We start from the raw sequence: 20,869 nt of genomic DNA, 5'->3' as shown, positions 1-20,869 counted from the left end.
TGGGAGCGGCCTCGTGTCGCGAACGGGCTGCGTAGCGGCCCCGGCATTGTTAAGCGAACAGCATTACGTCGAGTCGACCATTCATCCTCCCCGGTTGAAATCCTTCCCCCCTCCCCCCATATGAGTCTGCATCAGGCATTTTCGCCCCGCTGCGTGGAGACTCTTCCCTTGACTACCATCGTTTCAGTCCGCCGCCACGGCAAAGTCGTCATGGCGGGCGACGGCCAGGTTTCCCTCGGCAACACCGTGATGAAAGGCAACGCCAAGAAAGTCCGTCGCCTGTACCACGGTCAGGTCATCGCTGGCTTCGCCGGCGCCACCGCCGACGCCTTCACCCTGTTCGAGCGCTTTGAAGCCCAACTGGAAAAACACCAGGGGCATCTGGTCCGCGCCGCTGTCGAGCTGGCCAAGGAATGGCGTACCGACCGCTCGCTGAGCCGCCTGGAAGCCATGCTCGCGGTGGCCAACAAGGACGCCTCGCTGATCATTACCGGCAACGGCGACGTGGTCGAGCCTGAAGACGGCCTGATCGCCATGGGTTCCGGCGGCGCCTTCGCCCAGGCTGCGGCCCGCGCCCTGCTGAACAAGACCGACCTCGGCGCCCGTGAAATCGCCGAGACCGCGCTGAACATCGCCGGCGACATCTGCGTGTTCACCAACCACAACCTGACCATCGAGGAGCAGGACCTGGCCGAGTGATCAGTTGTTTTGGCGTCCCGCCCAGCGCGGGACTTTTCCACACTGATTGCGCCGCCCAAGGACCATACTGATCATGTCCATGACCCCCCGTGAAATTGTCCACGAACTGAACCGCCACATCATCGGCCAGGACGACGCCAAGCGCGCCGTCGCCATCGCCCTGCGCAACCGCTGGCGGCGCATGCAGCTGCCTGCCGAGCTGCGCGCAGAAGTCACCCCGAAGAACATTCTGATGATTGGCCCGACCGGCGTCGGCAAGACCGAAATCGCCCGTCGTCTGGCCAAACTGGCCAACGCGCCGTTCATCAAGGTCGAAGCGACCAAGTTCACCGAAGTCGGTTACGTTGGCCGCGATGTCGAATCGATCATTCGTGACCTGGCCGACGCCGCGCTGAAGATGTTCCGCGAACAGGAAATCATCCGCGTGCGCCACCGCGCCGAAGACGCCGCTGAAGAGCGCATCCTCGACGCGCTGCTGCCGCAAGCGCGCAGCGCCAGCAGCTTTGCCGAAGAAGCCGCGCCGTCGAGCAGCGATTCCAACACGCGCCAGCTGTTCCGCAAGCGCCTGCGTGAAGGCCAGCTGGACGACAAGGAAATCGAGATCGAAGTCGCCGAGTCGATGGGCGTCGAGATCGCCGCGCCGCCTGGCATGGAAGAGATGACCAACCAGCTGCAGAGCCTGTTCGCCAACATGGGCAAGGGCAAGCGCAAGGCGCGCAAGCTCAAGGTCAAGGAAGCGCTGAAGATGGTCCGCGAAGAAGAAGCGGGCCGTCTGGTCAACGAGGAAGAGCTCAAGGCCAAGGCCCTGGAAGCGGTCGAGCAGCACGGTATCGTGTTCATCGACGAAATCGACAAGGTCGCCAAGCGCGGCAACGTCGGCGGCGCTGATGTGTCCCGCGAAGGTGTCCAGCGCGACCTGCTGCCGCTGATCGAAGGCTGCACCGTCAACACCAAGCTGGGCATGGTCAAGACCGACCACATCCTGTTCATCGCTTCCGGTGCGTTCCACCTGAGCAAGCCGAGCGACCTGGTGCCCGAGCTGCAAGGCCGCTTGCCAATCCGTGTCGAGCTCAAGGCCCTGACTCCGGAAGACTTCGAGCGCATCCTGCAGGAGCCGCACGCTTCGCTGACTGAACAGTACCGTGAGCTGCTCAAGACCGAAGGGCTCAACATCGAGTTCCTCGGTGAGGGCATCAAGCGCCTGGCCGAGATCGCCTACCAGGTCAACGAGAAGACCGAGAACATTGGTGCGCGTCGCCTGCATACCTTGCTCGAGCGCCTGCTCGAAGAGGTGTCGTTCAGTGCCGGTGACCTGGCCAGTGCCCATGACGAGACGCCGATCCGTATCGACGCCGAGTACGTCAACGGCCACCTCGGTGAGCTGGCGCAGAACGAAGACCTTTCGCGCTACATCCTGTAACGCCCGCGGCCCGCTCCTTCAGGCTTTCCGGTCGGCCACAGCATGCTGTGACCGACACACAACCCTGTAGGAGCGCGCTTGCCCGCGAAGGGCTGCACAGCAGCCCCATCCGCACCACCTTGAATCTCCAGGGCCAAAGCCCGAAGCTTGCATCATCAAGCCCCGAGAGATTCAGCCCATGCCCCGCATCCCCTCTGCAATCAACCTGCACAAAGCCTCGAAGACCCTGACCCTCTCCTACGGGCCAGACGAGGTCTATCACCTCCCCGCCGAATTCCTGCGCGTGCACTCGCCCTCCGCCGAGGTCCAGGGTCACGGCAACCCCATCCTGCAGTTTGGCAAGATCAACGTCGGCCTCAGCGGCCTCGAGCCTGCAGGTCAATACGCACTGAAATTGACCTTCGACGACGGCCATGACAGCGGATTGTTCACTTGGGAATACCTCGAGCAGCTCTGCCTGCGCCAGGCCGACCTGTGGAGCGAGTACCTCGACGAACTGCGCAAGGCCGGAAAATCCCGCGATCCTGCCGAATCTGTGGTCAAACTGATGCTCTAGCGCAAGGCGCCTGGCGATTAGAGCGCATTTTCTAATTCAGTCTGCTTGAATGCCTTATTGACAGTCCATGACGGGCTGTCTTGCGCATTACATGAAAGTCGGGTAACCAATGGAGCTGGCAAGTTCCCTGCATTGCATCTCGGGCAAGCAGGGCCAGGCCGGTATGTTGTAGAGGTCGCGAGCGAAAGCAGGCTGTCTTCACACGCAGAGTACCCCGCAGCTCATCACTGACACGCATCCGGTCGCAGCACCGCTGTTCCTTCTCACTGGTCACCCGAGCAAGCAGTACCGGGCAGTCGTCTGTGTACCCGCCACAGCCAGCCGGTACTCGTCTCAGGACAACGGAGCGTCGTAGATGAGTAACAAGAACAACGATGATTTGCAGAGCCAGGCCTCGGAGAACACCCTGGGGCTGAACCCGGTCATCGGCATCCGCCGCAAGGACCTGTTGAGCTCAGCGCGCAATGTCCTGCGCCAGGCGGTGCGCCAGCCGTTGCACAGCGCCAAGCACATTGCCCATTTCGGCCTGGAACTGAAAAACGTCCTGCTGGGTAAATCGAGCCTGCAACCCGAGCGTGACGACCGCCGCTTCGCCGACCCGGCCTGGAGCAGCAACCCGCTGTACCGCCGCTACCTGCAGACCTACCTGGCCTGGCGCAAGGAACTCAACGACTGGATCAGCGATGCTGACCTTTCCCCCCAGGACATCAGCCGCGGCCAGTTCGTCATCAACCTGATGACCGAAGCCATGGCACCGAGCAACACCCTGGCCAACCCGCAAGCCGTCAAACGCTTCTTCGAGACCGGCGGCAAGAGCCTGCTCGACGGCTTGTCCAATCTGGCCAAGGACATGGTCAACAATGGCGGCATGCCCAGCCAGGTCAACATGGACGCTTTCGAGGTGGGCAAGAACCTCGGCACCAGTGAAGGCTCGGTGGTCTACCGCAACGACGTGCTGGAGCTGATCCAGTACCGGCCGATCACCGAACAGGTGCACGCCCGCCCGCTGCTGGTGGTGCCACCGCAGATCAACAAATTCTACGTATTCGACCTGAGCCCGGAAAAAAGCCTGGCGCGCTTCTGCCTGCGCTCACACCAGCAGACCTTCATCATCAGTTGGCGCAACCCGACCAAGGCCCAGCGTGAATGGGGCCTGTCGACCTATATCGACGCGCTCAAGGAAGCGGTCGATGCAGTGCTGGCGATCACCGGCGCCAAGGATCTGAACATGCTCGGCGCCTGCTCCGGCGGCATCACCTGTACGGCGCTGGTCGGTCACTATGCGGCGATCGGCGAGACCAAGGTCAACGCCCTGACCCTGCTGGTCAGCGTGCTCGACACCACGCTGGACAACCAGGTTGCGCTGTTCGTCGACGAGCAGACTCTGGAAGCGGCCAAGCGCCATTCCTATCAGTCCGGCGTGCTCGAAGGCAGCGACATGGCCAAGGTGTTCGCCTGGATGCGCCCCAACGACCTGATCTGGAACTACTGGGTCAACAACTACCTGCTCGGCAACGAGCCACCGGTGTTCGACATCCTGTTCTGGAACAACGACACCACGCGCCTGCCCGCCGCCTTCCACGGCGACCTGATCGAGATGTTCAAGAACAACCCGTTGACCCGCTCGGATGCCCTCGAAGTGTGCGGCACACCGATCGACCTCAAGCAGGTCAAGTGCGACATCTACAGTGTTGCCGGCACCAACGACCACATTACCCCGTGGCAATCGTGCTACCGCTCGGCGCACCTGTTTGGCGGCAAGATCGAGTTCGTGTTGTCCAACAGCGGCCATATCCAGAGCATCCTCAACCCGCCGGGCAACCCCAAGGCACGCTTCATGACCGGTGAAGACCGGCCCAACGAGCCGTTGGTCTGGCAGGAAAACGCGATCAAGCACGCCGACTCCTGGTGGCTGCACTGGCAGACCTGGCTGAGCGAACGTGCGGGCGACATGAAGAAGGCCCCGACCCGCCTGGGCAATCGCGCCTATGCCGCTGGCGAGGCGGCACCGGGCACCTACGTCCACGAGCGTTGAGCATGCCGCCCTGGCGCTTGCGCGCGGCCAGGGCGTTTCATCCCTTAAAGAGTCAGGCGCATGTCGCAACCGTACGTTTTTCGCACCGTCGAGCTCGACAACCAGTCCATCCGCACTGCGGTGCGGCCAGGCAAGCCGCACCTGACGCCGTTGCTGATCTTCAATGGCATCGGCGCCAACCTGGAGCTGGTGTTTCCGTTCATCGAAGCGCTCGACCCGGACCTGGAAGTGATCGCCTTCGACGTACCCGGCGTCGGCGGCTCATCGACGCCGCGCCAGCCGTATCGCTTCCCCGGCCTGGCCAAGCTGTCGGCGCGCATGCTCGACTACCTCGACTACGGCCAGGTCAATGTGATCGGCGTGTCGTGGGGCGGCGCGCTGGCTCAGCAGTTTGCCCACGACTACCCGGAGCGCTGCAAGAAGCTGGTGCTGGCGGCCACGGCCGCCGGCGCGTTTATGGTGCCGGGCAAGCCCAAGGTGCTGTGGATGATGGCCAGTCCGCGCCGCTATGTGCAGCCGTCCCACGTGATTCGGATTGCCCCGATGATATACGGCGGGGCCTTTCGCCGCGACCCGGAACTGGCCACGCAGCATGCCGCCAAGGTGCGTTCCGGCGGCAAGCTGGGCTACTACTGGCAGCTGTTCGCCGGGCTTGGCTGGACCAGTATTCACTGGCTGCACAAGATCAGCCAACCGACCCTGGTCCTGGCCGGTGACGACGATCCGTTGATCCCGCTGATCAACATGCGCCTGCTGGCCTGGCGAATTCCCAATGCCCAGCTACACATTATCGACGACGGTCACCTGTTCCTGATCACCCGGGCCGAGGCCGTCGCCCCGATCATCATGAAGTTCCTCCAGGAAGAACGACTGCGCGCGGTCATGCACCCCCGTCCCGCCGCCGGCCGGTAGGCGCGGCAGTGCGGCGATCCGACTTGCCCACGATCGGTCGAGCGGCTGGAACGTAACAACGATGGAGTGTTGTCATGAAAGAAAAGCCGCCCAAGGGGACCCCACCGGCCCCCGCCACGATCATGAACGTGCAGAACGCCATCACTGGCCTGCGCGGTCGCGACCTGATCTCGACCCTGCGCCACGTCGGTCGTCACGGGCTGCGCAATCCGCTCTACACCGCCCGCCACTTGCTCGCCCTCGGCGGCCAGCTGGGGCGGGTGATGCTCGGCGACAGCCCTTATCAGCCGCATGCGCGCGACAGCCGCTTCAGCGACCCGACCTGGAGCGAAAACCCGTTCTACCGGCGTGGCCTGCAGGCCTACCTGGCGTGGCAGAAACAGACTCGCCTGTGGATCGAAGAGAGCTCGCTGTCGGATGACGACAGGGCTCGCGCGCACTTCCTGTTCAGCCTGATCAACGATGCCCTGGCCCCCAGCAACTCGCTGCTCAACCCGCTGGCGGTCAAGGAACTGCTCAATACCGGCGGGCAAAGCCTGGTGCGCGGGCTGGGCCACCTGCTCGACGACCTGCGCCACAACGACGGCCTGCCGCGCCAAGTCGACGAACGCGCCTTTGAAGTCGGCGGCAACCTTGCCACCACGCCGGGTGCGGTGGTGTTTCGCAACGACCTGCTGGAGCTGATCCAGTACAAGCCGATGAGCGAAAAGCAGTACGCCCGGCCACTGCTGGTGATACCGCCACAGATCAACAAGTACTACATCTTCGACCTCAGCTCGAGCAACAGCTTTGTCCAGTACATGCTCAAGAGCGGCCTGCAGGTGTTCATGGTCAGCTGGCGCAATCCAGACCCACGCCATCGCGAATGGGGCCTGTCGAGCTATGTCCAGGCACTGGAGGAAGCCCTCAACGCCTGCCGCAGCATCAGCGGCAACCGCGACCCCAACCTGATGGGCGCCTGCGCCGGTGGCCTGACCATGGCGGCACTGCAAGGCCACCTGCAGGCCAAGCGGCAACTGCGCAAGGTGCGCAGCGCGACCTACCTGGTGAGCCTGCTCGACAGCAAGTTCGACAGCCCGGCCAGCCTGTTTGCCGACGAGCAGACCGTCGAGGCGGCCAAGCGCCGTTCCTACCAGCGCGGCGTCCTCGATGGCGGCGAAGTGGCGCGGATCTTCGCCTGGATGCGGCCCAACGACCTGATCTGGAACTACTGGGTCAACAACTACCTGCTCGGCAAGACGCCACCTGCCTTCGACATCCTCTACTGGAACGCCGACAGCACGCGCCTGCCCGCAGCGCTGCATGGCGACCTGCTGGACTTTTTCAAGCACAACCCGCTGACCCACGCCGACGGCCTTGAAGTGTGCGGTACGCCGATCAACCTGCAGCAGGTGGCAGTGGACAGCTTCCATGTCGGCGGCAGCAACGACCACATCACCCCCTGGGACGCGGTGTACCGCTCGGCGCAGTTGCTCGGCGGCGAGCGCCGCTTCGTGCTGGCCAACAGCGGCCATATCCAGAGCATCATCAACCCGCCTGGCAACCCCAAGGCGTACTTCCTGGACAACCCTCGGCTGTCGAGCGACCCGCGGGCGTGGTTCCACGATGCCAAACGCAGCGAAGGCAGCTGGTGGCCGCTGTGGCTGGAGTGGATCAGCCAGCGTTCAGGCGTGCTCAAGGCGCCGCGCGTGGAACTCGGCAACGCCACCTACCCGCCGCTGGCACCGGCACCTGGCACCTACGTGTTGGCGCGCTGAACGGATGAAGACCCGCGACCGTATCCTTGAATGCGCCTTGCAGTTGTTCAACCAGCAGGGCGAGCCGAACGTCTCGACCCTGGAAATCGCCAACGAAATGGGGATCAGCCCGGGCAACCTGTACTACCACTTCCACGGCAAGGAGCCGCTGGTCAACGGCCTGTTCGAGCGCTTCGAGGAGGCCTTGATGCCGTTGCTCGATCCGCCGCTGGACGTGCGCCTGGAGGCTGAAGATTACTGGCTGTTCCTGCACCTGATCGTCGAGCGCATGGCGCAGTACCGCTTCCTGTTCCAGGACCTGTCGAACCTGACCGGGCGTCTGCCCAAGCTGGCCCGGGGCATGCGCAGCCTGATCAACGCGATCAAGCGGACCCTGGCCGCATTGCTGGCCAGTCTCAAGTCGCAGGGACAGGTGACCAGCGAGACCCAGGCATTGGGGCAGCTGGTGGAGCAGATCACCATGACGTTGATGTTCTCGCTCGACTACCAACGGGTGATCGGTCGCGAGGGCGATGTCGGGGTGGTGGTGTATCAGGTGATGATGCTGGTGGCACCGCACCTGCAGGCACCGGCGCGCAGCGCGGCGGAGCAGTTGGCGATGAAGTATCTGGAGGGGTGACGCCGGCCCCTGTAGGAGCGGGCTTGACCCGCGAACACCGGCAAAGCCGGTGCCATACCCCAAGGTGGCTGGGCTGGCCTCTTCGCGTGGCAAACCCGCTCCTGCAGGGATCGGTGTGATCCTTGTAGAAGCGGGTTAGCCGCGAAGAAGACGACGCGCTATCAGGCCTCGGTCGCTGTGCTCACCGGTGCCGAAGGTGCACTGCTGGCCGTTGCCGCGCTCGGCGCTGGCGCTACGGTAGCGGCTGGCGAAGCGTTGGTCGCCGGGGCTGCCGATTTGGCTGCTGCGGGTTTGGCGGCCGCTTTCTTCACTGCAGGCTTCTTCGCTGCGGCAGGTTTTGCAGCCGGCTTGGCCGCTGCCGGTTTGGCGGCGGCGGTTTTCGCTGCAGGTTTTGCCGCAGGTTTTGCCGCAGCGGTCTTGGTTGCAGGCTTAGCCGCAGCCGTCTTCGCTGCAGGCTTGGCAGGCGCCTTGGCCAACGGCTTGGCGGCCGTCTTGCTGGCCGTTTTGCTCGCGGCCTTGGACACCGGCGTAACCGACGCGCCGGTCAGCTTCTCGATCTGCTTGGTCAGCGTATCGACCTGCTGGTGCAGGGCCTTGATCTCGTTACGGCTCGGCACGCCAAGGCGCGAGATGGCGCTGTTCAGGCGCTTGTCGAAAGCCTCCTCGAGCTCGCCCCATTTGCCCAGCGCACGCTCCTTGACATCAGAGACCCGCGAAGTGGTCGCGGACTTGGCACCATCGGCAGCCGAGTCGACGGTCTTCTTGGCTTGCTTCTCGGCCTTTTCGCCATCCTTGACCAACGAATCAAACAGCTTAGGGCCGTCCTGATCGACCTTGGAGTAGATACCCAGGCCAGCCAACCAGATCTTGCGGGAGTACTTCTCGATTCCGCCGATCCAGGAGCTGCCTTCTTTTTCGGTGTTCTTCTTGCCAGCCATCCTGCTCTCCTTATGGTTTGCGCGCGACACGCTCGAGCAACTCGTGGAGTTGTTCCAACTTGATGGACAACGCCTCAACGTCATGTTTAGACGGAATGCCGAGGCGATTCAAGCCACGCGCGACACGCGCATCAAAAGCTTTTTCAATTTTGTCGAGTTGAACTTCAACCTTGCCACGTACGCGGCTGACTTCTTCACCGGCTTCATCGATCTGCTCGTTGGCAGCATCGAGCTTTTTGTCGATGACTTTCTTGCCACGCTTCTCGACGCCTTCGCCAGCCTTGACCAGCTCCTTGAAGTAGTCGGTGCTCTCCTGGCCGACACGGGCATAGGCGCCCAGGCCTGCCAGCCAGACTCTGCGCGCATAGTTACGCACTTCGTCCAGCGTGCCCTGGGCGTCGTCTTTTTTCTTCAGATTGATCTTGGCCATGCTCTGCACCTCTCGCTCATAGGGGATGGAGGAACTGCCCACGGACTTCGGGCTTGAGCACAACGGTAGGCAGAAAAATTAGAATTCTCACCCTAAGCGACGCAACCACAACGGCCAGGCCCACGTTTGATGTATTTACCGCAGGCCACCACGGCCGCTGGCCTAGCGTACGAGCTCCTTTCGCACTGGAGACCTGCGCCATGCCGCTTGCCGCCCCAACGCCCATCGCTTCGATCAAACGCCTCGTCGCGGCGCGCTTCGCCAACCGCCCCAGCCTGCGCCAGGTCATTGCCCACGAAGGCCTGGAGACGCTGGCCAGGCGCTATCCGTGGATTCGCACCAGCTACCCTCAGCTCGAATCGATCGAAGGCTTCAGTATTCTCCATGCCCAGGCACACGGCGCAGCGCCTGGGCAAAGCCCGCTGGTCGACACGCTGATCGCCCACCTGCTCAGCGGAAATCGCATGGCCTTGGCGCCGACCGATCAGCTCAGCCTGACCCCGGGACAGGTGTTTCACCCGCAGCAAGCCGGGCCAGGCCAGCCAGAGATCGATCTGCGCATGGCCGACCTCAACCCGGATTTCGACGCCCTGCTGGCTTGCGTGATCGACAGCTTCCAGCAAGCCCAGATCGGCTTCTGGAACGCCCGCGAAGGCGATTCGGACATCTCCGCTCTGCGCTGGATGCAACAGTTGTTGAAAGCAAACCTGCTGGCCAACATCCAGCGCCAGGGCCTCGGCGACGCCGAGAAGAGCGTGCTGTACGGCTTGCTCGAAGGGCGCAGCGATGGCCTGGCGTGCCATGCCCTGCAGGTCAGACTGATCAGCGCGGGGGGCGAGCACTGCCTCTCACTCAGCAGCACGTTGCTCTGCGCACGCCACGCCGATCGTGACTTGCTGCTCTGGTGCAAGCCCTCCGGCACCGTGCACGGTTACCACGACCTGTCCGCCTTCGCCTGCGCCCTGCGCGACGAATTGGCACAGCGCTATCGCTTCGAATCGATGGTCTGGGCAAAGGCGCCGCTGGAGGAGGATGTGTTCGCACATCAGGCCCGCCAGTTGCTCAATGGCATCCTCGATCAGATTGGCCGCCTGCGCCTGGCCGATATCGCTACCCCGCGTGAACTTGAAGCGGCGCTGAGCCTGCTCAGTGACCCTGCGGCCGGCTTTCTCGATCAGCCCTGGCCGCCAGCGGCCCAACCCACCATCGAAGTACCGGGCTGGCTGGCCCAGGCCAGCGCGGGCGATCGTTTCCAGTACCAGACGGCCATGCTCCAGTTAGCCGCCAGCCAAGCCTTGGCCAAAGGCGAGACCTCGTGGGGTGATATCGAAGACCTCAACCAGTACGCCTCCCGCTGCCTGCGTGAACAGATGCACGCGGATCATCCCCAGGGGAGGCTGTTACAGCCAGACCAGGTGCTGGCGAGCATTGCCCAAAGGGTGCAGACCTCTTCGCTGACCTTCGATCTTCAATACCTCAGAACCGAGTCGCTCACCGCGCTGGCCATTGCCCGCCTGCAGGTCGGCGAGGATGAAGCGGTGACCGGCATTCTTCTGGCCGACGGCTCGCAACCGCCTCAATGGCTGACCCCAGAGTATGTCGACAGGTTGATACGGACAGTCGATATCGGCGGTCGCTACCCGGCGTACGTCAATGCCGCGCTGCAGGATGCCCGCAGCACGGCCCACCGGGTGCGGCTGCACGCCCGCGAATGGCGCAGCCATCTGCTGCTCGGAGCCCTCCAGGCGAAGATCGCTGGCCAGTTGCGGGAGCGCAGCTGGCAGGCGTTGGCCGATTTCTGTGATCGGCCCGAGGGTCGCTCCAGCGTCCACGCCATGGCCCCGCTGGCGTTTCTCTGTGCGCCGCAAGCGGCTGCGGCCAATGAGGTCCAGGGCATGTTCCTGATCCGGCTCCAGGCGAACGGGCCCTGGGTGCTTTACCGGGCGCTTTGCAACGAGCAGGTCGTACGCGAATTCGACGACCTCGAGCAACTGATGGACAGCGTTCTCGCCGATCAGCCCCTGCAGCAAGACATGCTGGACTGGATGGACGACGACGCTCGCGCGATCTATGAAGACGGTGGTTTCCAGCGACCGCACCTGCACCGCAATCTGTCTGAACTGGCGCACCTGCTGGCCCCTGCAGGCATGCTGGATACACTGCTGAGTCGATTGCGCCAGCCGGCAAGGGTGCGCTTCAGCGCCTGGCAGGGCGATCTTGACCAGCACATGTTCCAGGCCCGCGGCAAGGCCCTGCTGGTGCTGGCGTCCAGGCAAAGCGTTTCCAACGCACAGCAACGCTGGGCACTGATCAGCCAACTGGCCTGGCTGGCCTTCAACACGGTCGCATCGGTGCTACGCGGTCCAGCCGCGTCAGTGGCCTGGCTGATCATCAGCCTGGTCGCACTTAAGGATGACCTCGCCGCGCTGGAGCGGGGTACGCCTGAAGAGAAAGCCCTGGCGGTCACTGACGTGCTGACCAACCTGGCCATGCTGCTGGTTCACGGTCATGCCAGCGGGGCGCAACCAGACACCCCGCCCACATCCGTCAAGCCACGTCTCGATGGGCCCAGACCGCACGAACCCGGCGCCACGCTCAACCGTGAGGAACCCTCTCCGGCGCCCTGGCAGGAACCCGTCCGGCAAGGCCGACCGGCGCCGTTGCGGGTGAGTGGCTGGCAGAGTGGGCAAGGCCTTGGCCATTTGACCGCGGCGCAACGTGAGATGCTGGCCGACCTGCGTGCGAGGATCTCCCTCGCCGGGCACAGGCCCGAGGCGCACGGCCGCCTGCGCGGCCTGTTCAAGGTGGATGAGCGTCATTATGTGGCGCTGAACCACGAGCCCTACGAAGTCCAGGAGAGCTTTGCCGGTGTCCGCGTCATCGGTCCCGAGCAGAACCAGAGTGAATGGTCAGGGCAATGGGGTGGCGCGCCGGACGGTTATTACCTGCCTGATCGAGAACGTGTCCAAGGCCCTTGGATAACCCGCTGGAACGGCGAGTGGCGGCTCGACCTGAGGTTGGCCGGCGGGATGCCGAAAAGCAGGCGCCAGGCGATCGCAGAGAAAGTGGACCATTACAACGCGCTGCAGGATCGTCGCCGCAACAACGACAGCGAGCTGACCAAACTGGCGCCGCTGGCAGAACGCAATGCGCAATTGCTCAGCGCCTATGATCGAGAAGCCGCAGCCTTTCGAAGCGACATGGAAAAATTGCCGCCTGATGCACGCACAGCGCTCCCGGATGATTTACGTACCCGTCTCGAAAGCCTGCACGCGCAGCGCAGGCAACACCGCCCCATCCTCGGAATAATGGCCTCCATTTTCGAGAAACAGGCCGTGCTGATCGAGTCCAATATTGCGCTTTTCACTGAACTCGGCGAACCGCAGTACCAGCGCATGGATCCCGAGGGGCGCGCCCGTCGTGCCCTCAACCAATGGCACGAGCAGTCTATCGACAACGATCAGTACCTCTATCATCGGTTACTGGAACTGACCGATTACGATTCGCTCAGCCAGCAATCACGGGAGCTCGCACGCCTGCCTGTCGAGCCAGCCGAGATCGAGTTTGCCAGCACGTTTCGCCGCACTGTCGCCGAGGCTCTCACCACCCACCAGCGTATGCTCACCGTCAGCGAAAGGCTCGACGCCAACATCCGCACGCTCTACGCCGACCATCGGATTCAGTTCGAGAACAAGCAAGTAAAGATGAGCAAGGCGGTTGCGTATCGCACCTATTCGACCCTCATCGTGCGTGGACAGATCTTCAGCGATCTCGCCCAGTTGGTGATCGACAGGACGCGTCTGGACCCCGAGAATTTTGAAGCAGTGCTGCGCCTGCAGGCGGGTCTTCGCAGCAGTGACTTTCATCAGGCAATGCTCAGCCATGACAGCCTGGAAGGCACTGCCTTGGAACCTGCAGAGCGGGTGGAGGTGCTGGACAACGCATTGCGCGAATACCGGGCCTCGCTAGGCAAGGCCCACGAACTGTTGTCGCTCGACGAGCCTGCGGTGGACAAGCCCAGGGTCGAACAATACATCCGCGAGCTTTCCCAACTGGAAGCGCTGACCGTAGAACAGTTGAGCGACAACCTGCGCGACAACGACAGTGGCGCCACGCCCCAGATTGCGCCGATGACCCACAGGCAAAGACCGGGCAACCGTCGCTTGATCCGCACCGCCCGCGGCAAGCCGCTGCTCGCCGAGCAGAACGATCAAGGCACGCAGGCTGTCCAGCATGACCCCGTCACCGACCAGGCGGTCAGCCACTACGAGCAGCGTGACGGCCAATGGGACGAGGCGCCAAAGGCAGCGCCGACCCCGCCCGGCAGCGCCTACCTGCGCCGCGTTGGCTCAAGCCTGCTGGCGCGCAAGGACGCCAGGCTCGCACTGGCCGCCCGCTACCTGAACGAGCCCAACAGCCTCGCCGACCTGCTGGACTGGCACATCCAGGACATGGACGGCATTGCCACGCAACTTGAAGCCGGCCAGGAGCAGGCCCTTGCCGGCCAACTGCGTGAAGCCATCGAACAGATGCAAGGGGAAAAGCGCCGCCTGCTTACGCAGGCTTACCTCGATACCCGCCATCCTGACAGCCAGGCGTTGCGCTTTCTGGTGGCGCAAGGCGAGGTACAGATCCAGCGCGTACCGACGACGCTGCGCAAACGCCTCAAGGACAGCGATTACCTGGATGTCTACGCCATCAACCGCACGATGCCGCACCAGCAGCTATGGGAAGCGCACTTCCATTACTCCAGCGCACAAGCCGCGCCAGGCGCGTTTGCCAAGGGCCACCTGAAGTTCTGGGAGACACGCGCGATGAGCCGGGAAGAACAACTGCAGCGCACGGTAAACCCGGCGGAGCGGGTGCGCATCTACCGCGGGGATCTACGCCTGGAGCAGATCGAAGACCTGTTCCCGTTTTCCGCCCCCTAGCACGCCTCACTGAGCGTGGCGGTACCGGGGCTGCTGCGCAGCCCATCGCGACACAAGGCCGCTCCCACAAACACAGCGCCAGCCTCGAGGCATGCGCGGTCTCTGTGGGAGCGGCGCATGCCTCAAGACTGGAGGCTCAGGCCAGGGCCTTGTCCAGCGCTCGCTCGATCTCGCTCTTGATGGTGCCGCTCATCATCGACAGCATCATGCCCAGCTTCAGTTCGACGCGGATGCTGTCGTCGTTGATCTGCACGCTGCCTTTGGCACCGCTGCGTTCGACATCGACCCGGTCGCCGTTCCACGTCGCCTTGAGGTCGTATTCGCTGCTCAGCTTGTGCACCAGCGACTCGGCCTTGGCGCGGGCGGCTTCGCGGCCAAGCGCGTGTTTGCGTTCAACGCTGATCTGGGTCATGCGGGCAATCCTGGATAGACAGACAATGGCCACATTATGCCCGGCCCCCGCCCGACGGCACAGCCTGCCAAGACAAATCCGCCCATTGCCCCTAGAATGGCGGTAATTTTTTCCGGTGACGCGATATGACTGACCAGCGCAAAGGCGAACACGCCGAACCCACCACTCATTTCGGCTTCAAGGACGTCCCAGAAAGCCAGAAGGCGAAGAAAGTCGCCGAGGTTTTCCACTCCGTGGCCGCCAAGTACGACCTGATGAACGACGTGCTCTCCGGCGGCATGCACCGCCTGTGGAAGCGCTTCACCATCGAGCTGTCCGGTGTGCGCACTGGCAACCGGGTGCTGGACATCGCCGGTGGCACCGGCGATCTGGCGGCCAAGTTCTCGCGCCTGGTCGGCCCTACCGGCCAGGTCGTGCTGGCCGACATCAACGAGTCGATGCTCAAGGTCGGCCGTGACCGCCTGCTCGACCGTGGCGTGGCCGGCAACATCGAGTTCGTCCAGGCCGACGCAGAAAAACTGCCGTTCCCGGACAACCACTTCGACTGCGTGACCATCGCCTTCGGCCTGCGCAACGTCACCCACAAGGACGAAGCCATTCGCTCCATGCTGCGCGTGCTCAAGCCCGGCGGCCGCCTGCTGGTGCTGGAGTTCTCCAAGCCGACCAACAAGCTCATGTCCAAGGCCTACGACGCCTACTCGTTCGCCTTCATGCCGCTGGCCGGCAAGCTGATCACCAATGACTCGGAGAGCTACCGTTACCTCGCCGAATCGATCCGCATGCACCCTGACCAGGAAACCCTCAAGGCGATGATGGTCGACGCCGGCTTCGACCGCGTCACCTACCACAACATGACCAGCGGCATCGTTGCCGTGCACCGGGGGATCAAACCCTGATGGTCCTGGCCGGTCTGCTCGCCAGCGTCGAACATGGCCTGAACCGCGTCCTGCGCATGGACAGCACGGCCCTGCCGCGGCTGGCCGCGCTGGAGGGCAAGGTGATCGCCATCGACTGCGTGCAGCCGGCCCTGCAGCTGTACCTCCTGCCCGATGAAGACGGCCTGATGCTCGCCGCGCACTGGGAGGGAAGCGTCGACTGCACGTTGCGCGCCCCGGCCGGGAGCCTGGTGCAACTGGCTTTCGCCAAGGACAAGAGCGCCGTCCTGCACAGCCCGCAGGTTGAACTGCATGGCGACAGTGCGGTGCTGCTCGACCTGGTCGGCGTCCTGCAGGACCTGCAGCTCGACTGGGAGTACGAACTGTCGCGCTGGCTCGGCCCGGTGCCTACCGCGCTGCTCGCCGGCCACCTGCGTCTGCGTGCGCGCTGGACCCGCCAGGGCCTGGCGCGCTTCAGCCAGAACCTCTCCGAGTATCTGGCTGAAGAATCGCGTACGCTGGTGGGCCGGCGCGAAGCCGAAGCTGCTTTCAGCCAGCTCGACACCGTCAAAGTCGATATTGAACGCCTCGAGGCGCGCATCCGCCGCCTTGCCCGATCCCTTGATACCAGCGATAACGCATGAAGCTGCTCGCCGTCCGCCGTCTGTTGCGCATCCAGCGCGTCGTGATCCGCTACCGCCTCGATGATCTGCTGTTCGACCTGCCCCTGCCTTGGTGGCTGATGAGCTTGCGTTTGCTCATGCCCTGGCGCTGGCTGCCGCGCAAGCCGTCCGAGCTCAGCCGAGGCGCGCGCCTGCGTCTGGCCCTGCAAGACCTGGGGCCGATCTTCATCAAGTTTGGCCAGTTGCTGTCGACCCGCCGCGACCTGTTGCCCCTGGACATCGCCGATGAGCTGATGCTGCTGCAGGACCGGGTACCGCCGTTCGACCCGCAACAGGCCGTGGCGCTCATCGAGCAACAGCTCGGCGCCAAGGTCGGTGAGGTGTTCAGCCGCTTCGACGTCGAGCCGCTGGCCTCGGCCTCGGTCGCGCAGGTGCACGGGGCACGGCTGAAGACCGGCGAAGAAGTGGTGGTCAAGGTGGTTCGCCCGGGCTTGAAGCCGGTGATCGCCCAAGACCTGGCCTGGCTGTTCCTGATCGCCAAGGGCGCCGAGCGGGTATCGGCCGATGCCCGCCTGCTGCACCCGGTGGAGGTGGTCGGCGACTACGAAAAGACCATCTACGACGAGCTCGACCTGCTCCGCGAGGCGGCCAACTCGAGCCAGCTGCGGCGCAACTTCGAAGGCTCCGAACTGATGTACGTGCCCCAGGTGTACTGGGACCTGTGCCGGCCCAAGGTGCTGGTGATGGAGCGCATCTACGGCATCCCGGTCACCGACATGGCGACCCTGGCCGACCAGCGCACCGACATGAAGCTGCTGGCCGAGCGTGGCGTAGAAGTGTTCTTCACCCAGGTGTTTCGCGACAGCTTCTTCCACGCCGACATGCACCCGGGCAACATCTTCGTCAGCACGGTCAAGCCGTGGAGCCCGCAGTACATCGCCATCGACTGCGGCATCGTCGGCAGCCTGACCGCCGAAGACCAGGACTACCTGGCCCGCAACCTGATCGCCTTCTTCAAGCGCGATTACCGCCGCGTGGCCGAGCTGCACATCGACTCCGGCTGGGTGCCGGCGCATACCAAGGTCAACGAGTTCGAAGCGGCGATTCGTACCGTGTGCGAGCCGATCTTCGAGAAACCGCTCAAAGACATCTCGTTCGGCCAGGTGCTGATGCGCCTGTTCCAGACCGCGCGACGCTTCAACATGGAAGTCCAGCCGCAACTGGTGCTGCTGCAAAAGACCCTGCTCAACATCGAGGGCCTGGGCCGTCAGCTGTACCCGGACCTCGACCTGTGGAGCACCGCCAAGCCGTTCCTGGAGCGCTGGATGCGCGACCGCATGAGCCCCAAGGCGGTACTCGGCAACCTCTACAGCCAGGCTGAACAGCTGCCACACCTGGCCGACATGACCCGCGACCTGCTCGAGCGCCTGTCCCAGCCGCACCTGCAAGACCCACAGATGCCCGAGCGCCGTCGCCACAGCGACAACTGGGCGCTGCGCCTGCTCGGTGCCGGGCTGCTGGGTGGCGGCGCCACCTTGGCCGCTGGCGCGGTCAGCCTCAGTGCTCCTGCGGTTTGGCCGGCCTGGCTGATGCTCGCCGCCGGGCTGTACCTGATCGTGCGTCGCTAATAGCCAGCCGGGCCTGCTGCTGGCACACTAGCGCAACAGGCCCGGTACAGGAGCGGGCCCGGTTTTGGAGTCGACGATGAAAGACTGGCTGGACGAGATCAAGTGGAACAGCGACGGCCTGGTACCGGCCATCGCCCAGGACCACAAGACCGGACGCGTGTTGATGATGGCCTGGATGAACCGCGAGTCGCTGGCCTTGACTGCCGCCGAGCAGCGCGCCATCTACTGGTCACGCTCACGTGGCAAGCTGTGGCGTAAAGGTGAGGAGTCTGGCCATGTGCAGAAATTGCACGAAATGCGCCTCGACTGCGACGCCGACGTGATCATCCTGATGGTCGAACAACTGGGCCAGATCGCCTGCCATACCGGCCGCGAAAGCTGCTTCTATCGCGTCTTCGAAAATGGCCAGTGGACCACCGTCGACCCGGTCCTGAAAGATCCCGATGCAATTTACCACGCAGGACACTGACATGAGCGATACCCTCACCCGTCTGGCCGAAGTGCTGGAGGCCCGCAAAGGCGCGGCCCCGGACAGCTCCTACGTGGCCAGCCTGTACCACAAGGGCCTGAACAAGATCCTGGAAAAGGTCGGCGAAGAATCGGTAGAAACCATCATTGCTGCCAAGGACGCCGCCGTCAGCGGTGACTGCAGCGATGTCATCTACGAGACCGCCGACCTGTGGTTCCACAGCCTGGTGATGCTCTCGGCACTGGGCCAGCACCCACAAGCGGTGCTCGATGAACTCGACCGCCGCTTCGGGCTGTCGGGCCACAACGAGAAAGCCGCCCGGCAGCCGTCGGCCTGACAGCGCCTGACACATATTATTTAGGGAGTACATCATGGGTATTTTTGACTGGAAACACTGGATCGTTCTGCTGGTCGTGGTGGTCCTGGTGTTCGGCACCAAGAAACTGAAAAACCTCGGTGGCGACCTCGGCGAATCGATCAAGGGCTTCCGCAAAGCCATGAGCGATGAAGAGCACAAGCCCGCCGAGCAGACGCCACCGCCGGCGCAGCCCGTACCACCGACCCAGCAGCCGCATGCCAGCGCGCCGCTGAACCAGACGCACACCACCATCGAAGGCCAGGCCCAGCCGGTCCAAGAGCCACAGCGGAAAGACTGACCCATGTTTGGTATCAGCTTCAGCGAGTTGCTGCTCGTCGGCCTGGTCGCCCTGGTGGTGCTGGGCCCCGAGCGCCTGCCAGGCGCCGCACGGACTGCGGGGCTGTGGATCGGCCGGCTCAAGCGCAGCTTCAACAGCATCAAGATGGAAGTCGAGCGCGAAATCGGTGCCGACGACATCCGCCGCCAGTTGCACAACGAGCACATCCTGTCGATGGAACAGGAGGCCCGGCGCATTCTCGACCCGTTCAAGCCCGCGACGCCGCCAACCGATACGCCTGCCGCGACCGGCACCCCGACGGGCCCCGCAGTTGACCTGCCGCCCGCCGATGCGAGCACGCCGGCCGTCACCCCAGAACCACCCCAGGCGCCACGAGCCCCATGAGTGAAAGACCGGAACACGACCAGCCGATGCCGCTGGTCTCGCACCTGACCGAACTGCGCACCCGCCTGCTGCGTTGCGTGGCCGCCATCTTCCTGATCTTTGCCGGGCTGTTTTCCTTCGCCCAGCAGATCTACACCCTGGTATCCGCGCCGCTGCGCGACCACTTGCCGGCCAATGCGACGATGATCGCCACCGACGTGGCCTCGCCGTTCCTGACGCCGTTCAAGCTGACCATGATCGTCTCGCTGTTCCTGGCGATTCCGCTGATCCTGCACCAGATCTGGGGCTTCATTGCGCCGGGCCTGTACCGCCATGAGAAGCGCATCGCCATCCCGCTGCTGGTCTCCAGCATCGTCCTGTTCTACGCCGGGATGGCCTTTGCCTACTTCCTGGTGTTCCCGCTGATCTTCGGCTTCTTCGCCAGTGCCACCCCGGAAGGGGTGTCGATGATGACCGACATCGCCAGCTACCTCGACTTTGTCATGACCCTGTTCTTCGCCTTCGGCGTCGCCTTCGAGATCCCGGTGGCCGTGGTGCTGCTGGTGTGGATCGGCGTGGTCGACGTGAAGTACCTGAAGAAGATCCGCCCCTACGTGGTCATTGGCTGCTTTGTGGTCGGCATGGTCCTGACGCCACCGGACATCTTCTCGCAGACCCTGCTGGCCGTGCCAATGTGGCTGCTGTTCGAGATCGGCGTACTCTGCGGCGGGCTGATCCGCAAGCGCAGCGACGGCGACCCGGCTGCCACCGACGAGCCCAACGACCAGCCGCCAGCCACCCAGTCATGAACCTGTTGTTGCTCGAGGAGGCCGACTTCGTTTCGGCCGACCGTGTCGTCCTGGCTGATCGACGCTTCACGCACATGCAGGAGATCCATCGCGTGGCAGTGGGTGACACGCTGCGCGTGGGCCGCATCAATGGGCTGATGGGCCAGGCCACGGTGGTGCGCCTGGAAGGTCATGAAGCCGAGCTGCAGGTCGCGTTCGACCAGCAACCGCCGGCCAAGCTGCCCTTGACCCTGATCCTCGCCGTGCCGCGGCCAAAGATGCTCCGTCGGCTGTTCCAGACGGTCGCCACCCTGGGTGTGTCGCGGCTGATTCTGGTCAACAGCTACAAGGTCGAGAAGAGCTTTTGGCAGACGCCGTTTCTGCACCCCGAAAGCATCCGTGCCAACCTCATTCTCGGCCTCGAACAGGCGCGTGACACGGTGTTGCCGGAAGTGCTCATCGAGAAGCGCTTCAAGCCGTTCGTCGAAGACCGCCTGCCCGCCATCGCGGCTGGAACGCTCGGTCTGGTCGGCCATCCTGGCCCCTACCCCGCCTGCCCGCGTGCCGTACAAGATCCGGTAACGTTGGCGATCGGCCCTGAAGGTGGGTGGATCCCCTACGAAGTCGAACTGTTGGCCAAGGCCGGCCTGGCCCCGGTGCAGCTGGGTGATCGCATCCTCCGCGTGGAAACGGCCGTCACCGCCCTGCTCTCGCGAATTTTCTGACGCATCAGTCAGACTTTTCCTCCATAAAGTTTC

20 protein-coding genes are annotated in these 20,869 nt (G+C 63.7%); 17 read left to right on the top strand and 3 right to left on the bottom strand.

Features of this window, described 5'->3' with window-relative positions; genetic code table 11:
• Nucleotides 1–168 precede the first annotated feature (168 nt).
• The 7 genes from hslV to J3B00_RS04340 all read left to right on the top strand — a co-directional run bounded on the left by hslV (nucleotide 169) and on the right by J3B00_RS04340 (nucleotide 7,998).
• The gene (gene hslV, locus J3B00_RS04370; protein WP_119146807.1) at nucleotides 169–699 is read left to right on the top strand and encodes an ATP-dependent protease subunit HslV; all 531 of its coding nucleotides are present in this window, start codon (nucleotides 169–171) and stop codon (nucleotides 697–699) included.
• Nucleotides 700–772: 73 nt separating this feature from the next.
• Nucleotides 773–2,119, top strand: a complete 1,347-nt coding sequence (hslU, locus tag J3B00_RS04365) for an ATP-dependent protease ATPase subunit HslU (RefSeq protein ID WP_209864470.1) — start codon at nucleotides 773–775, stop codon at nucleotides 2,117–2,119.
• 178 nt (nucleotides 2,120–2,297) lie between these two features.
• Entirely contained in the window at nucleotides 2,298–2,675 is a 378-nt protein-coding gene (locus J3B00_RS04360) for a DUF971 domain-containing protein (protein ID WP_209864467.1), read from the top strand.
• Between the two features lie 355 nt (nucleotides 2,676–3,030).
• Nucleotides 3,031–4,710, top strand: coding sequence for a class II poly(R)-hydroxyalkanoic acid synthase (gene phaC / locus J3B00_RS04355; protein WP_209864464.1), 1,680 nt, complete (start codon nucleotides 3,031–3,033; stop codon nucleotides 4,708–4,710).
• Between the two features lie 60 nt (nucleotides 4,711–4,770).
• On the top strand, nucleotides 4,771–5,622 hold the full coding sequence (gene phaZ, locus J3B00_RS04350; protein ID WP_209864461.1) for a poly(3-hydroxyalkanoate) depolymerase: 852 nt from the start codon (nucleotides 4,771–4,773) through the stop codon (nucleotides 5,620–5,622).
• A 74-nt stretch (nucleotides 5,623–5,696) separates the two neighbouring features.
• Complete coding sequence (phaC, locus tag J3B00_RS04345) at nucleotides 5,697–7,379, top strand: class II poly(R)-hydroxyalkanoic acid synthase (protein WP_209864458.1); 1,683 nt, start codon at nucleotides 5,697–5,699, stop codon at nucleotides 7,377–7,379.
• Between the two features lie 4 nt (nucleotides 7,380–7,383).
• A complete protein-coding gene (locus J3B00_RS04340) occupies nucleotides 7,384–7,998 on the top strand; it encodes a TetR/AcrR family transcriptional regulator (protein WP_209864455.1) in 615 nt (204 codons plus the stop codon).
• 161 nt (nucleotides 7,999–8,159) lie between these two features.
• Here the strand turns inward: J3B00_RS04340 and J3B00_RS04335 are convergent, their stop codons facing one another.
• Both J3B00_RS04335 and J3B00_RS04330 read right to left on the bottom strand, forming a co-directional pair.
• Nucleotides 8,160–8,936, bottom strand: a complete 777-nt coding sequence (locus tag J3B00_RS04335; protein WP_209864452.1) for a phasin family protein — start codon at nucleotides 8,934–8,936, stop codon at nucleotides 8,160–8,162.
• Between the two features lie 10 nt (nucleotides 8,937–8,946).
• Nucleotides 8,947–9,366 (bottom strand): phasin family protein, encoded by a 420-nt coding sequence (locus J3B00_RS04330; protein ID WP_101322926.1) that lies wholly within the window; start codon nucleotides 9,364–9,366, stop codon nucleotides 8,947–8,949.
• A 200-nt stretch (nucleotides 9,367–9,566) separates the two neighbouring features.
• On the opposite strand from J3B00_RS04330, the gene J3B00_RS04325 reads away from it, so the two are divergent.
• Nucleotides 9,567–14,297, top strand: a complete 4,731-nt coding sequence (locus J3B00_RS04325; RefSeq protein WP_209864447.1) for a DUF6543 domain-containing protein — start codon at nucleotides 9,567–9,569, stop codon at nucleotides 14,295–14,297.
• A 136-nt stretch (nucleotides 14,298–14,433) separates the two neighbouring features.
• Here the strand turns inward: J3B00_RS04325 and J3B00_RS04320 are convergent, their stop codons facing one another.
• Nucleotides 14,434–14,709 carry a polyhydroxyalkanoic acid system family protein gene (locus tag J3B00_RS04320; protein WP_209864444.1) on the bottom strand — a complete coding sequence of 92 codons (276 nt, stop codon included), beginning with the start codon at nucleotides 14,707–14,709 and terminating at the stop codon, nucleotides 14,434–14,436.
• A gap of 125 nt (nucleotides 14,710–14,834) precedes the next feature.
• On the opposite strand from J3B00_RS04320, the gene ubiE reads away from it, so the two are divergent.
• The 9 genes from ubiE to J3B00_RS04275 all read left to right on the top strand — a co-directional run bounded on the left by ubiE (nucleotide 14,835) and on the right by J3B00_RS04275 (nucleotide 20,836).
• Nucleotides 14,835–15,605, top strand: a complete 771-nt coding sequence (ubiE, locus tag J3B00_RS04315) for a bifunctional demethylmenaquinone methyltransferase/2-methoxy-6-polyprenyl-1,4-benzoquinol methylase UbiE (RefSeq protein ID WP_209864441.1) — start codon at nucleotides 14,835–14,837, stop codon at nucleotides 15,603–15,605.
• Nucleotides 15,605–16,228, top strand: coding sequence for an SCP2 sterol-binding domain-containing protein (locus J3B00_RS04310; RefSeq protein ID WP_209864438.1), 624 nt, complete (start codon nucleotides 15,605–15,607; stop codon nucleotides 16,226–16,228). The genes ubiE and J3B00_RS04310 overlap by 1 nt, the downstream gene beginning before the upstream one ends.
• Nucleotides 16,225–17,835: a ubiquinone biosynthesis regulatory protein kinase UbiB gene (gene ubiB / locus J3B00_RS04305; protein ID WP_209864434.1), complete on the top strand. Its 1,611-nt coding sequence runs from the start codon at nucleotides 16,225–16,227 to the stop codon at nucleotides 17,833–17,835. Before J3B00_RS04310 ends, ubiB begins: the two co-directional genes overlap by 4 nt.
• Nucleotides 17,836–17,911: 76 nt before the next feature.
• Nucleotides 17,912–18,304, top strand: a complete 393-nt coding sequence (gene hisI / locus J3B00_RS04300) for a phosphoribosyl-AMP cyclohydrolase (protein ID WP_209864419.1) — start codon at nucleotides 17,912–17,914, stop codon at nucleotides 18,302–18,304.
• A 1-nt stretch (nucleotide 18,305) separates the two neighbouring features.
• Nucleotides 18,306–18,641, top strand: coding sequence for a phosphoribosyl-ATP diphosphatase (locus J3B00_RS04295; RefSeq protein WP_209864407.1), 336 nt, complete (start codon nucleotides 18,306–18,308; stop codon nucleotides 18,639–18,641).
• Nucleotides 18,642–18,675: 34 nt separating this feature from the next.
• Complete coding sequence (locus tag J3B00_RS04290; protein WP_209864404.1) at nucleotides 18,676–18,960, top strand: twin-arginine translocase TatA/TatE family subunit; 285 nt, start codon at nucleotides 18,676–18,678, stop codon at nucleotides 18,958–18,960.
• Nucleotides 18,961–18,963: 3 nt separating this feature from the next.
• A complete protein-coding gene (gene tatB, locus J3B00_RS04285; RefSeq protein WP_209864402.1) occupies nucleotides 18,964–19,344 on the top strand; it encodes a Sec-independent protein translocase protein TatB in 381 nt (126 codons plus the stop codon).
• Nucleotides 19,341–20,132 carry a twin-arginine translocase subunit TatC gene (gene tatC / locus J3B00_RS04280; protein WP_209864399.1) on the top strand — a complete coding sequence of 264 codons (792 nt, stop codon included), beginning with the start codon at nucleotides 19,341–19,343 and terminating at the stop codon, nucleotides 20,130–20,132. Before tatB ends, tatC begins: the two co-directional genes overlap by 4 nt.
• Nucleotides 20,129–20,836, top strand: coding sequence for a 16S rRNA (uracil(1498)-N(3))-methyltransferase (locus J3B00_RS04275; RefSeq protein WP_209864394.1), 708 nt, complete (start codon nucleotides 20,129–20,131; stop codon nucleotides 20,834–20,836). Before tatC ends, J3B00_RS04275 begins: the two co-directional genes overlap by 4 nt.
• Nucleotides 20,837–20,869: the final 33 nt, after the last annotated feature.

The sequence above is a fragment of the Pseudomonas sp. BP8 genome (assembly GCF_017875955.1).
Taxonomy (GTDB): domain Bacteria; phylum Pseudomonadota; class Gammaproteobacteria; order Pseudomonadales; family Pseudomonadaceae; genus Aquipseudomonas.
This window is presented reverse-complemented; position numbering and strand designations above follow the sequence as displayed.

Coding starts and splice junctions, on each gene's coding strand:
- hslU (WP_209864470.1), top strand. CDS start 773: ATGTCCATGACCCCCCGTGAAATTGTCCACGAACTGAACCGCCACATC.
- J3B00_RS04360 (WP_209864467.1), top strand. CDS start 2,298: ATGCCCCGCATCCCCTCTGCAATCAACCTGCACAAAGCCTCGAAGACC.
- phaC (WP_209864464.1), top strand. CDS start 3,031: ATGAGTAACAAGAACAACGATGATTTGCAGAGCCAGGCCTCGGAGAAC.
- phaZ (WP_209864461.1), top strand. CDS start 4,771: ATGTCGCAACCGTACGTTTTTCGCACCGTCGAGCTCGACAACCAGTCC.
- phaC (WP_209864458.1), top strand. CDS start 5,697: ATGAAAGAAAAGCCGCCCAAGGGGACCCCACCGGCCCCCGCCACGATC.
- J3B00_RS04340 (WP_209864455.1), top strand. CDS start 7,384: ATGAAGACCCGCGACCGTATCCTTGAATGCGCCTTGCAGTTGTTCAAC.
- J3B00_RS04335 (WP_209864452.1), bottom strand. CDS start 8,936: ATGGCTGGCAAGAAGAACACCGAAAAAGAAGGCAGCTCCTGGATCGGC.
- J3B00_RS04330 (WP_101322926.1), bottom strand. CDS start 9,366: ATGGCCAAGATCAATCTGAAGAAAAAAGACGACGCCCAGGGCACGCTG.
- J3B00_RS04325 (WP_209864447.1), top strand. CDS start 9,567: ATGCCGCTTGCCGCCCCAACGCCCATCGCTTCGATCAAACGCCTCGTC.
- J3B00_RS04320 (WP_209864444.1), bottom strand. CDS start 14,709: ATGACCCAGATCAGCGTTGAACGCAAACACGCGCTTGGCCGCGAAGCC.
- ubiE (WP_209864441.1), top strand. CDS start 14,835: ATGACTGACCAGCGCAAAGGCGAACACGCCGAACCCACCACTCATTTC.
- J3B00_RS04310 (WP_209864438.1), top strand. CDS start 15,605: ATGGTCCTGGCCGGTCTGCTCGCCAGCGTCGAACATGGCCTGAACCGC.
- ubiB (WP_209864434.1), top strand. CDS start 16,225: ATGAAGCTGCTCGCCGTCCGCCGTCTGTTGCGCATCCAGCGCGTCGTG.
- hisI (WP_209864419.1), top strand. CDS start 17,912: ATGAAAGACTGGCTGGACGAGATCAAGTGGAACAGCGACGGCCTGGTA.
- J3B00_RS04295 (WP_209864407.1), top strand. CDS start 18,306: ATGAGCGATACCCTCACCCGTCTGGCCGAAGTGCTGGAGGCCCGCAAA.
- J3B00_RS04290 (WP_209864404.1), top strand. CDS start 18,676: ATGGGTATTTTTGACTGGAAACACTGGATCGTTCTGCTGGTCGTGGTG.
- tatB (WP_209864402.1), top strand. CDS start 18,964: ATGTTTGGTATCAGCTTCAGCGAGTTGCTGCTCGTCGGCCTGGTCGCC.
- tatC (WP_209864399.1), top strand. CDS start 19,341: ATGAGTGAAAGACCGGAACACGACCAGCCGATGCCGCTGGTCTCGCAC.
- J3B00_RS04275 (WP_209864394.1), top strand. CDS start 20,129: ATGAACCTGTTGTTGCTCGAGGAGGCCGACTTCGTTTCGGCCGACCGT.